15 protein-coding genes are annotated in these 15214 nt (G+C 37.6%); 2 read left to right on the top strand and 13 right to left on the bottom strand.

From position 1 onward, the window contains the following. Nucleotides 1-110: 110 nt before the first annotated feature. Nucleotides 111-539, bottom strand: coding sequence for a hypothetical protein (locus tag BM266_RS15040; protein ID WP_093411151.1), 429 nt, complete (start codon nucleotides 537-539; stop codon nucleotides 111-113). 331 nt (nucleotides 540-870) lie between these two features. Beyond that, nucleotides 871-2079, bottom strand: a complete 1209-nt coding sequence (locus BM266_RS15035) for a site-specific integrase (RefSeq protein WP_093411159.1) — start codon at nucleotides 2077-2079, stop codon at nucleotides 871-873. A 960-nt stretch (nucleotides 2080-3039) separates the two neighbouring features. Here BM266_RS15035 and BM266_RS15025 point away from each other — a divergent pair. After that, nucleotides 3040-3249, top strand: coding sequence for a hypothetical protein (locus BM266_RS15025; protein ID WP_093411147.1), 210 nt, complete (start codon nucleotides 3040-3042; stop codon nucleotides 3247-3249). A 14-nt stretch (nucleotides 3250-3263) separates the two neighbouring features. Further along, a complete protein-coding gene (locus BM266_RS17175) occupies nucleotides 3264-3416 on the top strand; it encodes a hypothetical protein (protein WP_175494820.1) in 153 nt (50 codons plus the stop codon). Between the two features lie 1334 nt (nucleotides 3417-4750). On the opposite strand, the gene uxuA is transcribed toward BM266_RS17175, so the two are convergent. The 11 genes from uxuA to BM266_RS17170 form a co-directional block, all read right to left on the bottom strand. Then, complete coding sequence (gene uxuA, locus BM266_RS15020) at nucleotides 4751-5932, bottom strand: mannonate dehydratase (RefSeq protein WP_093411157.1); 1182 nt, start codon at nucleotides 5930-5932, stop codon at nucleotides 4751-4753. A gap of 19 nt (nucleotides 5933-5951) precedes the next feature. Then, entirely contained in the window at nucleotides 5952-6800 is an 849-nt protein-coding gene (locus tag BM266_RS15015; protein ID WP_093411145.1) for an SDR family oxidoreductase, read from the bottom strand. A gap of 262 nt (nucleotides 6801-7062) precedes the next feature. Beyond that, nucleotides 7063-8349: a TRAP transporter large permease gene (locus tag BM266_RS15005; protein WP_093411141.1), complete on the bottom strand. Its 1287-nt coding sequence runs from the start codon at nucleotides 8347-8349 to the stop codon at nucleotides 7063-7065. Further along, nucleotides 8349-8816: a TRAP transporter small permease gene (locus tag BM266_RS15000; RefSeq protein ID WP_093411139.1), complete on the bottom strand. Its 468-nt coding sequence runs from the start codon at nucleotides 8814-8816 to the stop codon at nucleotides 8349-8351. Before BM266_RS15000 ends, BM266_RS15005 begins: the two co-directional genes overlap by 1 nt. A 6-nt stretch (nucleotides 8817-8822) precedes the next feature. Beyond that, nucleotides 8823-9818 (bottom strand): TRAP transporter substrate-binding protein, encoded by a 996-nt coding sequence (locus tag BM266_RS14995; protein WP_093411138.1) that lies wholly within the window; start codon nucleotides 9816-9818, stop codon nucleotides 8823-8825. Nucleotides 9819-9836: 18 nt separating this feature from the next. Beyond that, nucleotides 9837-10865 carry a sugar kinase gene (locus BM266_RS14990; protein WP_093411136.1) on the bottom strand — a complete coding sequence of 343 codons (1029 nt, stop codon included), beginning with the start codon at nucleotides 10863-10865 and terminating at the stop codon, nucleotides 9837-9839. A 21-nt stretch (nucleotides 10866-10886) separates the two neighbouring features. Then, nucleotides 10887-11558, bottom strand: a complete 672-nt coding sequence (locus BM266_RS14985) for a bifunctional 4-hydroxy-2-oxoglutarate aldolase/2-dehydro-3-deoxy-phosphogluconate aldolase (protein WP_093411156.1) — start codon at nucleotides 11556-11558, stop codon at nucleotides 10887-10889. A 16-nt stretch (nucleotides 11559-11574) separates the two neighbouring features. After that, complete coding sequence (locus BM266_RS14980; protein ID WP_093411134.1) at nucleotides 11575-12615, bottom strand: sugar kinase; 1041 nt, start codon at nucleotides 12613-12615, stop codon at nucleotides 11575-11577. A 38-nt stretch (nucleotides 12616-12653) separates the two neighbouring features. Further along, a complete protein-coding gene (uxaC, locus tag BM266_RS14975) occupies nucleotides 12654-14057 on the bottom strand; it encodes a glucuronate isomerase (RefSeq protein WP_093411132.1) in 1404 nt (467 codons plus the stop codon). 429 nt (nucleotides 14058-14486) lie between these two features. Beyond that, nucleotides 14487-14633, bottom strand: coding sequence for a hypothetical protein (locus BM266_RS17620; protein ID WP_394333132.1), 147 nt, complete (start codon nucleotides 14631-14633; stop codon nucleotides 14487-14489). A 439-nt stretch (nucleotides 14634-15072) separates the two neighbouring features. After that, on the bottom strand, nucleotides 15073-15213 hold the full coding sequence (locus BM266_RS17170) for a hypothetical protein (protein WP_175494819.1): 141 nt from the start codon (nucleotides 15211-15213) through the stop codon (nucleotides 15073-15075). Nucleotide 15214: the final 1 nt, after the last annotated feature.

Below are 15214 nucleotides of genomic sequence, written 5' to 3'. Positions count from 1 at the left end.
TTCTATTATTTACAAAAACAACACTGCAGTTGTCTTCTGGTTATAGAAACAAATGACTAATTAAAATCCTTGTAAATCAATATGGTAACAGGTAATCAAGTGGTAATTACCTATAAGATGGTCTTGAAAATAATGGAGATTTCTTTAAGATAAGTGGCTTTGTTATTTCGCCAGTCGGAGATATTCTTGCTGGATAAATGTTGTTCGATACCTGCGGGATTTTTAAGGGCAAAATAATGCTCAACAAACAGAATCATTTGATGATTATCCAGGTTTTCAAAACCGATCAGCAAATGGCTTAAAAATTCTAACAAAGTTTGTCGGTTTACTTGCTTTGGTCTTTTTGGAGATAAATCTTTCCATTCCAATCGGTTCCTGGCTGGCACGGGTTCCATTAAAATTAAAGATTGGAAGCTTTGGTAGTTTCCGGTAAGATATTTTCCTGAGAATGCTTTGAAAATAGCATTTGCCTGAACTTCCGTTAGCGGAATAGAATTAAGATTAATTTGCTGAAATCTTACCGGTTCATTGTCATTCAAAGTATAAACCTCCAGTGTATTTGATCTGATTCGTTTTCTTTTAATAATAAAATAAATGGCTGAAACACATAATAAAGAAGAACCGAGTTATATAAAAGTATAAGTTATTTTAACCCACAAGTCGGATGGAGTCATCCAGACACAAAATAGAAATGCGGTCAAAAAGAAAAGACAGCAGGTAAAAAAGATCTGTCCAAGTTGTGAATCTGTTTCCCGAAGTAGATAATTATAAAAATCCAGGAGCTTTGCTCTCACCTGAAAAGTAAAAACCGCGATCCGCTCCAAAATCATACTTAATTGCTTTATTTTGATTCTTTTTTTGCCAAAAAAATTAGGACAATTTAGATTGAAGAAGATCCATATCATCTCCAATCTTTTGATCTAATACTCTGGCATAGATTTGCGTTGTAGACAATTTGGTGTGCCCCAGGAGCTTTGAAACCGTTTCTATTGGCACTCCATTAGATAGTGTAACAGTAGTAGCAAACGTATGTCTTGCAACGTGAAAACTGAGTTTTTTATAAATTTTACATTGATTTGCTATTTCCTTTAAGTAGGTGTTTGTCTTTTGGTTACTATAAACCGGTAAGAGAAATTCTGAGGTTGGATTTTCATATGCATTCAGTATGCTGCGAGCCTTTTCCAGAAGCGGTATTTTCATTGGAATTTGGCTTTTTGTACGTCTACAAGAGATCCAGTCTTTCCCATTCACACCTTTAATTATATTATCTTTGGTTAGCTTTTTTACATCTGTGTAAGGCAAACCAGTATAGCAGGAGAAAAGAAAAACATTTTTAGTAGTCTCGAGAGTTACACGGGAAAATTTGGTTTCGTGAATGTAATCCAATTCTCTTTGACTCAAATACGGTCGATCATATTTTTCAAATTTTAGTTTATAATTCTGAAAAGGATCTTTGTCTATCCAACCTAATTTAATAGATAAGTTGGTAAGTTTCTTAAACCGTTCCATATGCTTCATAACTCCATTGTTATGTAGCTGTTGTTTGCCGGTCTTATCTTTTTGTACCCTTAGAAATTTGTCAAAACCGGTTACAAATTGAAAAGAGATATTTTTTAAATAGATATCCGAAGTCTTGTGTTCCCTGGCGAGGTAGTTCAATAAATATTTCTCAGTAGCTCCATAATTTTTTAATGTTCCGTATTTGAGAATATCTACCATGGTGTTTTTATGATATTCCAAAATATCTTTTAGAGATTTTGAGGTAGCATCTGATCCCAGAAATCGAGATTTTATTGCCCGAGCTGTAATAATACAATCTTCTTTTAGCAGGTCCTCGTAACACTGAAGTAATTTGGCATATTTAGCATCGAGATAGTTGTTTAGAATAGTGGCCTCGGGATTTCTTCCTTTTATTCGGTGAGCCCTATCATCCCATGATTCAGGATTGCATTGTCTCCTTAAACTTATTTCTGCCCTACGCCCATTGATGGTGACCCTAGCATAAATAGGTGCTAGATTGTTTTTTGTCTTTGCTATATTCAGCCAAAACAAGATGCGAAAAGTGGGTTTTGTTTTCATTGCCTTTCGTTTAGGTAACCGGTTTAACATAATTGTTGAAAGTCAAATCACGCTAAAGCCCCAAGGCTAGGGAAAAGGTAAGAAAAAAAAGGTAACCGATTAGGTAACCGAATAGGTCACTTTTTATTTGATATTAAATAACAATAAATGATTTCCAATTTCATTAAAGTGTTTAAAATCATTTATTTAAGTGTTATTTGATGTTGTTTGATACAACAAAAGTCGGGATGACAGGACGACTTAACACCGTCTGGGACACCCCGTGTTTAAAGGGATTTAACACTTTTTAATACTTACTAACTCCCGATTAACTCAACATCTTTTAGATAACTTATTGAATTTCAATGTGTTTTCGCACTCTATAAATATAATCAATTTAAGTGAAATTTGATTTGAAGCCAAAAATGTATTACAATAATTTGATTCCATTTTATATCAATTAACTATAAAAAAATGCCTGAATAGAATACCCCAAAATAAAATCTTGACCTATAATTTTTTAATGATATCAAAATTTCACGCTAATATCCCTCAATAAAACATTGATTTGAAGTAACCTAAATTTTCAATTCAGGAGACAGGCTAATCCAAAAAGAAATTTGATCTTTAAATAGAAGCATCAATTGTAGTACCCTTTCTATATTCCCATTTCCCTATAAAAACTCGTTACCCCAAAATGCGTTTGTAGAAAAACCGCCAATACCTCCTGCATCAAAAACCCGAAATCTCAGAATGGGGTTGAGAATCCCAGGTAACATCCTCTGGCAATTCAAATGTCTTTCGAAACCAAACCGTTCATCAAAATCCTTCAATGCCTCCAAATTCTTCCAAGTTTTTCCCGCAACTTCCATAGCCTTCTATCCCTGATATAGGTTGAATACTAAAGTCAACTATTTATGAAAGTAATCGTTTAATTAATTAAGAAGAAAAAGGGAGTTTTCTGCTAAATTCAAACAACAGATGGTTGCAGATTTTAAGAGTGAAAAATACAGTGTTCCGGAATTATGGCCTCTCCATAATATCTATCGATGGATTTATGAATTTCCTGACTTTAACGAGAAAGGATTTAGAGTTTTAGAAATGAAAGACAGTAGCTATGCAAAAATAAAAGAAATGGAAGCCCGGATGAAAGTAAGTGAAGCGGCCTTGGGCCGCAACAAATCCAGGTAGATTATTTCAAAAAAATGATCGAGTTAGCTAAGACTGATCTTGACATCAACTTTAAAAAACTACAACACTCCATAATCAACTGGTTCAGGGAAAACAAAGAAAAAATAAATTATTCCATGAATCAGCTCTATAAAAGTGCCGGTATTAGTAAACAGGCTTTACAGTAATATGCTCGTAGGCAAGCTGTTTTTGATCACCAACTGATACAGTTGCTGGAAGAGACCGATGATCTTAGTAGAGTGTAGAAACCTTTATACAGTTAGCCTACCGCTTAAAGAAATGAAATATAGGCGAACTATTATTGCAGAAAAGATCTATTATCCTGACCAGATAAAAGGGCTGGAGATTAATGCCCTTTCCGTAGTGTGGCAATCTGATATTACTTATTATAGGGTAAAAGACAAGTTTTTTTCCTTTATTTATCATTGAAGTCTACTCCCAACAAGTGGTAGGTTACCAAGTCAGAACACATGATGGAAAGCTTACACCCTTAGGATGGCTCTAAAAGGGCACAAAGCTTTAGAAATTTATCATTCAGACAGTGATTACCAAACCCTGTACTGATTTACTAAAAGTTAATTCTACAACGATAAGTATGGCTCTTAGCGCACAGAATAATTCCAATGCAGAAAGAATAAACAAGAATATTTGGATCACTGGAAATCATAAACTTTTAATCATTTAAAAACTCAGGTAAGAAAGGCCGTCACAAACAAATATTAAAAGGTCCCATTATTATTTAGGGAAAAAGAGTCCGAAAGAATTTATCAATTATTGGTTAACTCTTAAACCTGAGAAAAGACCAGTAATTACTATTCTTAATAATGAAAATTAATATCTAAAACCGGTCAACACTAATCAAGGAAGAGCATTCCAATAGTCAACGGTTGAAAAGCCTCATCATTCAGTGTCTCGGCCTCAGTAAAAAAATGTCCAGCTGATTTTATGATTATTAAATGCTTTTAAAAGCTAACTATTTTCATATTGCTTCATAGCTTTTTCCAATATGATATGCTGCTATTTCAAAGTGAATCAGTGGGAACTACATTAGAGATGAATTTTCTGAATTCTTCACCTGGCTCCTGTAACAGCTTTTTTACCTTTTCAAATGCTGGCAAAGTTCACCTAATATGGGTAAAAGTAAAATTAGCAGAACTTTTTAAGAGCTTCTAAAAATACCTTTGGCGTCTTTCCAAATTTAGGGCCTTCGGTTTTCCAAATAAACGTTCCTGCCTTGTTAAGTGATTTCAAGATGAGAGTAATGAAACCTAGCTATAAATAGCGTTTATCTGCAGATTACTTAGAAGAGATACTCTGCATTATCAAACCACAATGGATCTAATGCTTTTTGCAAAATCCTTTGTCTTTTCTAAATTCCTTCGCATTACCGCTCTTGAATACCATGGACATTCTTATTTTTAGAACATTTTAGCAATTTAATATCCCCCAAATGACTTTATCATTTGGCCTGTCTTACATTCTCTTAGATACCTGGTCTTATTTAATGGCTTCGGATGATTCCAATTTCCAGACCTCTTAATTCTGCAAGCCCTCTTAATCTGCCTATAGCTGAATAGCCGGGATTTGTTTTCTTTTTAAGATCATCCAGCATCTGATGCCCGTGGTCGGGACGCATTGGTAGCCGATGATCTTTTCTTCCCTTCCCAATTCTTTTCTGTTGTTCATTTATCAAAGCTTTCATTACCGCATACATATCTACATCTCCATATAAATGATCAGCTTCATGAAAATTCCCTTCTTTGTCCCTACTGGTACTTCTCAAATGAATAAAATTAATACGGTTACCAAGCCTTTCTATCATCCCGGGCAAATAATTCTCTTTTATTACACCGTAGGATCCGGTACAAAAACATAGTCCATTGTTAGGACTGTCAAAAGCTTCCAACAGCATTTCTGCATCTGCTTCGGTACTTATAACCCGGGGAAGTCCCAAAATTGGGAATGGGGGATCATCGGGGTGAATGGCCATAAGCACTCCTGCTTCTTCAGCTGTAGGAATAATTTCTTTTAAAAATGCATAAAGATTCTCTCTGAGTTCCTGTTCTCCTATATTCTGATATTGATCCAGCACAGCCTGAAACTGATCCAGGGTATATCCTTCTTCTGCTCCCGGCAAACCTGCTATTATATTATTTACCAGTAAATCTTTTTCCTTTTCAGATAACTGCTCCAGAGCGGCCTTTGCGGCCTGCTTTTGTTTCTCAGAATACATCTTTTCTGCTCCGGGCCTTTTCAAAAGAAATAATTCAAATGCGGCAAACTGAGCCGCATCAAAACGCAAAGCTCTTGAACCATCGGGCATTTCAAAAGCAAGATCTGTACGAGTCCAGTCCAACACCGGCATGAAATTGTAACATACAGTATCAATTCCGCAGCTACCCAGATTCCTGATGCTTTGTTTGTAGTTCTCTATGTATTCCTGATATTTTCCTGTACGCTTTTTGATATCCTCATGCACCGGAATACTTTCAACTACAGACCAGGATAAACTAGAAGCTTTCACCTCCTGTTTTCGTTTATTAATATCTTCTACCGTCCATACTTCCCCATTAGGGATGTGGTGCAATGCGGTAACAATTCCTGTAGCGCCAGCTTGTTTTATATCTTGAAGACTTACCAGGTCCTTAGGTCCATACCATCTCCAGGTTTGTTCTAGTGCCATAATTTTTTGTTTTAATATTTTATACTCCGCTAAAGCTGCTAAAACCTCCATCTACAGGAACAACAATTCCTGTGACGAATTTGGATCCGTTACTACAAAGCCACAATAAAGTTCCTTCAAGATCTTCGGGTTCTCCAAATCTCCCCATTGGAGTATGATCGATAATTATATTTCCTCTTTCAGTAAGATCTCCATTTTCGTTGGTCAATAAACTACGATTTTGTTCTGTAAGGAAAAATCCCGGTGCAAGGGCATTTACTCGAATGTCTACTTTAGAAAAATGAACCGACAGCCATTGAGTGAAGTTGCTTACCGCTGCTTTTGCACCGCTGTAGGCAGGAATTTTTGTTAAAGGTCTTAAGGCATTCATGGATGAAATATTGATCACTGAGCATCCTTTTCTTCCTATCATATCTTTGGCGAAAATCTGGGTGGGAAGCAAGGTTCCAAGAAAATTAAGATTAAAAACAAATTGAATACTGTCGTAATCAAGATCAAAGAAAGTCTTCAATTCTTCATCCGCTTTAAGATCCTCTTCAAATAAATGCGTTTTGGATGTTGTTCCTTTAGGATGATTTCCTCCTGCACCATTGATCAGAATATCGCACGGCCCTAAATGTTCATTGATATCGCGGTGTGCCTGTTGCAAACTATCCTTTTTTAGGACATTAGCACTAAAGGCTATGGCATTTCCACCTTTTTCTTTAATGTTCGAGACCACGGTTTCCGCAGCATCTAAGTTAAGATCCACAATTGCTAGTTTTGCTCCCTGTCTTGCCAAAGCTTCGGCCAGGGTACTACATAATACTCCGCCTCCACCTGTTACAACAACCACTTTATTTTTTAATTCTGTAAATTTAGGCTCCATTAGTTAGTTTTCTTTATTTGATTTTTTGATAATAAATAAATTAGGCTGAAATTATAATTCTCCTTCTTCCTCCAATTATTCAAGCTTAGCATTATTTGCCACATATTCTTTTTGTGAGGGCAATCCGTTTTTTCCGGTTCCCAGCCAAAATAAATTGATTCGTTACTGATCAAAATGATAATTAAGGACAACGTTAAAGTAACAATATTAGGAAAAATTTTATTAATACAATCGATTGTACAATTTTTTGTTTAAAATTCTTTTAATCGAAAAGGCCTGGCAACCACAAACTGATTGCTGGGATAAAGGTTATCAATAAAAGTACGATTACCATCACTACATAAAGTGGCAGAAGAGGCTTAATCACTTTCTGTATGGTAGTTTTGGCTACACTAACCCCAATGAAAAGCACCGAGCCCACTGGAGGTGTGCTAAGACCCACGCACAAGTTCATCACCATGATAATCCCAAAATGCACGGGGTCGATCCCTAAACTGTGCATTACCGGTAAAAATATAGGAGTAAAAATGAGGACGGCAGGAGTCATATCCATAAATGTTCCAACGAATAATAACAACAAATTAATAATAAGTAGGATCATAAATTTATTATCACTTAACCCCAGTAGCACTTCACTTACGGACTGTGGAATATTCTCGAAAGACATCACCCAAGACATACTCATTGATGTGGCAATTAGGAGCAATACTATAGCTGTAGTACCCACGGAATTGAGGAATACCTTGTAAAGTTTTTTCCAGGTTAACTGCCGGTAAATGGCAGATAGAATCAGGGTATACAATACGGCGATTGCAGAAGCTTCGGTCGCCGTAAAAATTCCTGAAACGATCCCACCAATTACAACGATCAAAAGGAAGAGACTTGGGAAAGCGTCAAAAAATGTATAGAGAATTTTTTTAATACTACTGCTTTCTCCTTGAGGATATTTCTTCTTTTTAATCCAGAAAGCGGCGGTAAGCATAAGGGCAAGGCCCATTAAAATACCGGGAATATAACCTGCAAGGAAAAGGGAAGCAATAGAAACCCCTCCGCTGGCAAGGGAATAAACAATAAGAACATTGGACGGTGGTATCACCAACCCAGTAGTGGAAGCTGTTACATTTATTGCAGCACCAAATTCCCTGGAATAATTTTCTTTTTCCATTCTTGGTCCTAAAATTCCTCCAATTGCCGAGGTAGCTGCTACTGCAGAACCAGAAATAGCCCCAAACAACATCGCGGCAATTACATTCACATAAATCAAACCTCCAGGCAGTGCACCGATCAAAGCTTTGGCAAAATCAATTAATTTTGTAGCAATTCCGCCCTGATTCATAATCTGTCCTGCAAGAATAAAAAAGGGAATGGCAAGCAACGAAAAGCTATCTAAGCCTGTGGCCATACGCTGGGCTACTGTTGTATAGGCCGCCATAGAATCTATGGAAACCAACATAGTGAGTACACAGGAAATTCCAATAGACCAAGCGACCGGCACTCCAATACTTAGCAGGATTAAAAAAGAAACAACCAGAATTAATATTTCTAACATTATACCAAATACTGTTTAGGGTTCAAAAGCTCATTAATTTTGTAGATGATCACGAGCACCCCGCTAATAGGCATTACCATGTAAACAGCTCCCAGTGGAATATTAAGTGCAGCCGAGGTTTGGCCCAGCAAATAATTTAAATACACCAGGTTGCTACCTCCAATTACCAATACTACAAGACAAAAAAGAATTATAAGAATATTAATCCCTATTCTAAGCTTAATTCGGTTTTCCGGCTTTAATTCCGGCGCTAAAATATCTATAGAAAGATGTTGCTGCTGTCCAGAAACATAGGCTGCTCCTAATATGCCTATCCATATTAATAGATATCGAGCTATTTCTTCAGTATAAGAACTCGAGGCTTGTAGGATATATCTGGAAAACACCTGCCAGGAAACGGCTGTAACCATTACAACCATTAAAAAAACCAGGAGCATCCCCAAAATTTTATCCAGAATAGGTTTCATAATCTTTTATTTTATAGCCTGTATAGCATCAATGATTTTTTTCATTTCCGGGTCTTTGGAAAATTCTTCATACATAGGCTGAACCATTTCCCTAAAATCTTCCTTGTCAAGATAGGTTACCTTCACACCTGCTTTTTGAATTTCTTCCAAAGCTTCCAGTTCAGCCTCGCGCCATAATTTTTTTTCATGTTCCGAAGATTCCATAGCAGCCTCTTTGAGCCATTCTTTTTCCTTTTCTGAAAGTTTATTCCAAACAAGGGTGCTTATAAGCAACTCGTCCGGAGGGGAGGTATGTTCATCTACCATATAATATTTACACACCTCATAATGCCTGGACAAATAGAAACTAGGCAAATTGTTTTCGGCCCCATCTACTATTCCCTGTTGCAAGGCAGTGTAGAGTTCGCCCCAGGCAATTGGTGTTGGGGAGCCGCCAAGCATTTGCACCATATTCATTGCAGTGTTACTTTCCATAACCCGTAGTTTAAGGCCCTCCAGGTCTTCCGGACTGTCCATTGGTTTTTTACCATAAAAGCTTCTACTGCCGGCATCGTAAAACGTGAGACCTTTCAATCGTTTACCTAATCCATCATTTAAAAATTTTTCGCCTAATTCACTCTCAAGAACTTTAAAGCGATGCTCACGATCCCGAAATAAAAAAGGAAGTCCGAAAACCTTTAAACTGGGTACAAAATTCTCTAAGACTCCTGTAGATACCTTTGTCATTCCCAAGCTTCCAATCTGCAGAAGCTCCAAAGCCTCCCGTTCAGTACCTAATTGTTGATTCGGGTAGATATCAATCTCTAAACTCCCGTTTGACTTCTTTTTCGCGCGCTCTGCCATAAAGAGCATGGCCTCGTGCACAGGGTGAGAAGTGTCGAGACCATGGGCCAATTTAATTACAGTTTTATTACCTATGAACTCCCCACATCCGGTAAAAATAAAAATCAGAGTTATACATATCCCAAGACCAATAATTCTATTATAACCTGCTTTTATCATTATCCTTTTCTTACTGAATTATCTCTTTATCCTTCCACTCACGTTACCGTTAACTACTTCCTGAACCTCTTCGACATTCACAAGGTTTACGTCTCCCACATGGGTGTGTTTTAAGGCACAAGCTGCAATGGAAAAATTCAAAACCTGGAGATCATCCTCAAAATTCCGCAATCCGTATAAAAGTCCGGCGGCAAAGGCATCTCCAGTTCCTATTCGGTCTATTACATCTGTCACCTCCAGTTCGCTGGTAGTAATAAACTTTTCCCCGGTCCAGGCTCTCCCATAAACCTTCTGCCAGGATGCACTAACACCGTTTCGAACTTTATCAAACACCTTCGTAATTCCAGGGCTGGCCCTTATCAAATTTTCACTGGCTTTAACAAAGCCCTTATCATCAGATGAATGATCGGTGTCCAGAATCTCATTTATTTCATTGACTCCCCCAATAAAGATATTAGACAGGTCGACTAAATTTTTTAAAACCTCCGGACCACTTTTGCCATATTTCCATAGATTGCTACGATAGGCGGGATCTGCCGTAACGTGGATCCCTTTTTGCTGAGCGATCTCTAAGCCTTCTTTTAAGGTTAAGTATGCACTCTCTGAAATAGCGGGTGAGATTCCAGACCAATGTAGATAATCACAATTTTCCAGAATAGTATTCCAATCAACCTGCCCGGGGGTTATGTTGGCAAAGGCACTATGCAACCGATTATATGCAATTTGACTTGATCTCATAGCCGATCCAACTTCCAAGAAGTATAATCCCAATGGGTGAGCAACCTTGTTTACTGCTGAAATATCTATTCCAAACTTTCTCAGGCTAGCCATGGCAGCATTTCCAACAATATCATCTGAAACATTTGTAATGTGTTGCACCTCAAGGCCAAAGTAAGCCAATGAAGCTGCCACATTCATTTCTGTTCCTCCAAAAAAGAAATCCAATTGGTGCGCCTGTTGAAACTTCCTGTTATCTGAGGGTGATAAACGCATCAGAACTTCTCCAAAGGTGACTACTTTAGCTTTTTGATTGAGATTACTTTTCATGTTGGCATACAGGTTTTACACTCATTTCTTCCGAAGAGTTTTAATCATCGACAGGGTTTCCCTAACAGTTTTTTTCAGCTGATCAAAATCTTTATTTTCTAGGATATCTTTGGAAATCAGTTTTGACCCCATTCCTACACAAGTAACACCTGCTTCAAACCAACCTTTTAGGTTGTCCTCGGTAGGAGAAACCCCTCCGGTGGGCATTACGCTGGTCCAGGGTTGAGGCCCTTTAATTCCCTTAACAAAGGAAGGTCCGTAAGTTCCACCTGGGAATAGTTTTACTATCTCACAGCCCAGTTCCTCGGCACGGGCAATCTCTGTAAGAGATCCACAGCCCGGGGACCAAAGCACCTTGCGGCGATTACAGACAATAGCAATGTCTTCTCTTAAGACAGGGGTAACGATAAAATTCGCTCCCAGTTGCATATAAAGAGACGCAGCGGCAGCATCGGTTACAGATCCTACCCCCAGTACCATTCCGGGTAAATCCTTTAAAGCATATTTATTAAGCTCTCCGAAGATCTCAAAAGCAAAATCCCCTCTGCTAGTAAACTCTAGGATGCGTCCGCCCCCATCATAGCAAGCCTTTAGAACTTTTTTTCCCAATTCCACATTTGAATGAAAGAACAAGGGAACCATCCCATCTTGCTGCATCACAGATGCTACTTCTAATCTTGAATACTGAGCCATTTTTTCTTTTTTCTTGTTATCTGGCAACCCGCCCTGAAGCATCGCCGCCCATTAATTTTTTAACTTCATCAATAGTCACCAAATTCGCATCTCCCTTTATGGTATGCTTTAAAGCTGAAGCAGCTACGGCAAAATTCAGTGCATTCTGGTCATCATCAGGATAGGTCAACAATCCATAGATCAAACCAGCCATAAATGAATCTCCCCCACCTACTCTATCTACGATATGGGTGATATTATATTCCGGGGATGTAAACATGGTTTCTCCATCATACAACACTCCCGCCCAGGTATTATGAGAAGCCGAAAGTGAACCCCGAAGTGTGGTAATTACTTTCTTAGCATTTGGAAATTTCTCCATCATTTGTTGGCAAACCGATAAAAAAGCTTCTGCTTTTACATGTTCACCCTGGGTGGTAATATCCAGACCTTCAGGTTTTATTCCAAAATGTTTTTCAGCATCCTCTTCATTTCCTAGAATGATATCACAATAGGAAGTAAGCTCGGTCATTATAGCCTCCGGCTCTACTCCGTATTTCCATAACTTAGCGCGATAATTAAGATCGGTGGAAATGATAATTCCCATTTTCCTAGCCACCTTTACTGCTTCCAGGCAGGCATTTGCCGCTCCCTGGGAAATAGCAGGGGTAATACCGGTCCAATGGAACCATTCTGTTCCTTCAAAAACTTTTTCCCAGTCTACCATACCCTCATCAATTTCGGACATAGCAGAATGAGCACGGTCATAAACAACCTTACTACCACGGCTTACAGCTCCGGTCTCCAAAAAATAAATCCCAAGACGATCTCCTCCAAATACAATTTTATCAACACCTACGTTTCTTTTACGCATTTCCATTAGTGCGCAGTCACCAATATCATTTTTAGGTAAGCGTGTTACAAAATCTACAGGCACGCCATAATTAGCAAGGGATACTGCCACATTAGATTCTCCACCTCCATAGACTACATCAAAACTGGTGGCCTGGGAAAACCTCAGATGTTCCTGAGGGGCCAACCGAAGCATGATCTCTCCAAATGTTACTACTTTTTTCATATTTAATAGTTATTCAATTATTTATATTATTTTTTAATCTAAAATTCAAAATATTCTTTAGCATTATGGTAACTAATATTCGAAACGGTCTTACCTACCAGATCTAAATCTCCTGGTAATTCCCCACTGGCGATTTCCTGGCCGAACAAATTACACAAGACTCTTCTAAAATATTCATGTCTTGGATACGACAGAAAACTCCTGGAATCGGTCAACATCCCAATAAATGTACTTACCAGTCCCATATTCGATAATGCGTTAAGTTGTTTGATGATCCCGTCTTTTTGATCTAAAAACCACCAACCCGATCCAAACTGAACCTTTCCTTTAATACTTCCATCGTTAAAATTCCCTATCATGCTGGCAAAAATCTCATTATCTGCCGGATTCAAATTATAAAGGATGGTTTTGGTCAATTTATCCTTTCCGTCAAGTCTATCAAGGAATTTAGAGAGATTTTCTGCCTGCTTATAATCACCAATGGAATCCCAACCGGTGTCGGGTCCTAATTGCTTTAGCATTCGTTTATTATTATTACGCAAGGCGCCGAGGTGAAACTGCTGCACCCATCCAAACTCATGGTAAGTTTCACCAAGATATAATAAAATGGCACTTTTAAATTTTTCAGCTTCCATATCTGAAATTGATTTTCCCTTTCTTTTTTTACTGAAGATCTTGTTAATTTCATTTTCGGTAAAATCTTCTGCTGAAATAAAACTCAAACCGTGATCACATAAGTTACATCCGTTGGAATCAAAATATTCAATACGCTTTCGCAAGCCGTTTCGAAGGTCCTCATAAGAATTTATTGAAATTTCAGCTACTTCTCCCAGTTTGTCCAGGTAATCGTTATAGGTTTCGGCCTCAATAAGAATCGCCTTATCAGGGCGAAATGCTGTACTCACTTTTATTTCGAAATCGCTTTTTTCAAGTTGCTGGTGATATTCCAGAGTATCAGTTGGGTCTTCAGTAGTGCAAACAGTTTCAACATTCATTTGCCTAAGCAACCCTTGGCAAGAATTTTCAGGTTGTTGCAACTGTTTATTTACTTCTTCGTATATACGTTCTGCTGAATCCTCGTTGAGCAATTCATCGATCCCGAAGTATCTTTTTAGTTCAAGGTGCGTCCAATGGTAAAGAGGATTTCTTAGGGTATGCGGCACTGTTTTGGCCCAGGCCATAAATTTTTCCTTATCGGAAGCATCGCCAGTAATATATTTTTCATTGACACCCATGGTGCGCATCGCACGCCATTTGTAATGATCTCCGGCAATCCAGACCTGGCTTATATTCTCGTAAACCCGGTCTTCGGCAATTTCCTTAGGAGATAAATGACAGTGATAATCTATAATAGGCTGGTTGGCCGCATACTTATGAAAAAGTTCTTCTGAATATTTGTTTTCGAGAAGAAAGTTTCTATTTAAATACACATTTTTTTTCATATAAATATTATTAATTCATTGCAAAATACCCATCAAATTCGTTTTGCCATTTAATTACGTTTCCACTAGGCAAAGCATCTGGACCGATATAGCTGATTTTATCCAGTTAAAACATTTGAAGCAAGAGTTGAGTTATTTAGAAGTCTTTCTGCAAAGTCTTTCAGGGCTTTTTCTGAAGAAGGTATATGTTGTAATCTAATAGAATTTCCTTGCCCTCTTCCCATGCCATTATTGCGACGGAAACACTATCAAAAATCATATGTTATTCTCTCTTCGTTCTTAGTTTGTAGGTAGAATCACACTTTTTCGTAATCCAAAATAATAGTTCCCTTATTACCTAAAACCTTAATTTGATAATCATATAACCTGCTCTAAATGGGTCATTTATATTTAATCCCGCTTGGATATAAATAATTAAGTTGGATATTATCATAGACCCCCGTTCCATCCTTCCAATAATCTATGATCCCAAACCTCTATAACTTGTTGGGGAACGTCATCTAAAACCCAGTTTACTGCATCACTCTGATGGGAACACAATTCAGCTACAAGTCCACCAGAATATTCCTTATACATTTTCCAGTTAATCAAACCTTCCAAATCTGAATGAGGAACTGGCCTCCTCCAATCACTAAATCAATTCTATTGACATTCAAAAACTGTAATATTTTCCACCTTCCTCCTTTCTTTAAACCAATTATGTGAGTCTATAAATGATAAATATGATAATAATGTCCTCCTTGATGAACTTTGGAACTTAATTTTTTTTTCTATCGAATCCCTTTGCCATAGTCTTATCTTCATAAACATGTTTTACCGGCATCCAGGTCGCCATTTTTTATTGAAGCAAGGGTATTGATAGGAATCACTACCAAAACCGCATCTATATTTCTATCATCTCAAATTCCTCTGTAATAACTATTATCTTTTTCTTTGATTTGAACAATGCCTTTTCAAGTCGGAAGGATAGTATATCACAACAGGCTATCAAATTAAACTTGGCAATTTTTCAATATTAGGAATAAGTCCACTTCCACGGTCTCCTATTCTTTATATTTATAATCTCATTTCCAGAAAAGGAATTAAGTGGATACTTAGCAGATATCATTCCCACAGCTCCTATCCCACTTTTTATTACAACGCTTATTCTTTCCATA

The sequence above is a fragment of the Salegentibacter flavus genome, from assembly GCF_900115145.1.
In the GTDB taxonomy this organism is placed as follows: domain Bacteria; phylum Bacteroidota; class Bacteroidia; order Flavobacteriales; family Flavobacteriaceae; genus Salegentibacter; species Salegentibacter flavus.
This window is presented reverse-complemented; position numbering and strand designations above follow the sequence as displayed.

What these genes read in the sequence shown, in the direction of transcription:
- BM266_RS15005 (WP_093411141.1), bottom strand. Translation starts at nt 8,349, where the DNA reads ATGTTAGAAATATTAATTCTGGTTGTTTCTTTTTTAATCCTGCTAAGT.
- BM266_RS14985 (WP_093411156.1), bottom strand. Translation starts at nt 11,558, where the DNA reads ATGGCTCAGTATTCAAGATTAGAAGTAGCATCTGTGATGCAGCAAGAT.
- uxaC (WP_093411132.1), bottom strand. Translation starts at nt 14,057, where the DNA reads ATGAAAAAAAATGTGTATTTAAATAGAAACTTTCTTCTCGAAAACAAA.
- uxuA (WP_093411157.1), bottom strand. Translation starts at nt 5,932, where the DNA reads ATGGCACTAGAACAAACCTGGAGATGGTATGGACCTAAGGACCTGGTA.
- BM266_RS15015 (WP_093411145.1), bottom strand. Translation starts at nt 6,800, where the DNA reads ATGGAGCCTAAATTTACAGAATTAAAAAATAAAGTGGTTGTTGTAACA.
- BM266_RS17170 (WP_175494819.1), bottom strand. Translation starts at nt 15,213, where the DNA reads ATGGAAAGAATAAGCGTTGTAATAAAAAGTGGGATAGGAGCTGTGGGA.
- BM266_RS15000 (WP_093411139.1), bottom strand. Translation starts at nt 8,816, where the DNA reads ATGAAACCTATTCTGGATAAAATTTTGGGGATGCTCCTGGTTTTTTTA.
- BM266_RS15025 (WP_093411147.1), top strand. Translation starts at nt 3,040, where the DNA reads ATGGTTGCAGATTTTAAGAGTGAAAAATACAGTGTTCCGGAATTATGG.
- BM266_RS17175 (WP_175494820.1), top strand. Translation starts at nt 3,264, where the DNA reads ATGATCGAGTTAGCTAAGACTGATCTTGACATCAACTTTAAAAAACTA.
- BM266_RS15035 (WP_093411159.1), bottom strand. Translation starts at nt 2,079, where the DNA reads ATGAAAACAAAACCCACTTTTCGCATCTTGTTTTGGCTGAATATAGCA.
- BM266_RS14980 (WP_093411134.1), bottom strand. Translation starts at nt 12,615, where the DNA reads ATGAAAAAAGTAGTAACATTTGGAGAGATCATGCTTCGGTTGGCCCCT.
- BM266_RS14995 (WP_093411138.1), bottom strand. Translation starts at nt 9,818, where the DNA reads ATGATAAAAGCAGGTTATAATAGAATTATTGGTCTTGGGATATGTATA.
- BM266_RS14990 (WP_093411136.1), bottom strand. Translation starts at nt 10,865, where the DNA reads ATGAAAAGTAATCTCAATCAAAAAGCTAAAGTAGTCACCTTTGGAGAA.
- BM266_RS17620 (WP_394333132.1), bottom strand. Translation starts at nt 14,633, where the DNA reads ATGTATAAGGAATATTCTGGTGGACTTGTAGCTGAATTGTGTTCCCAT.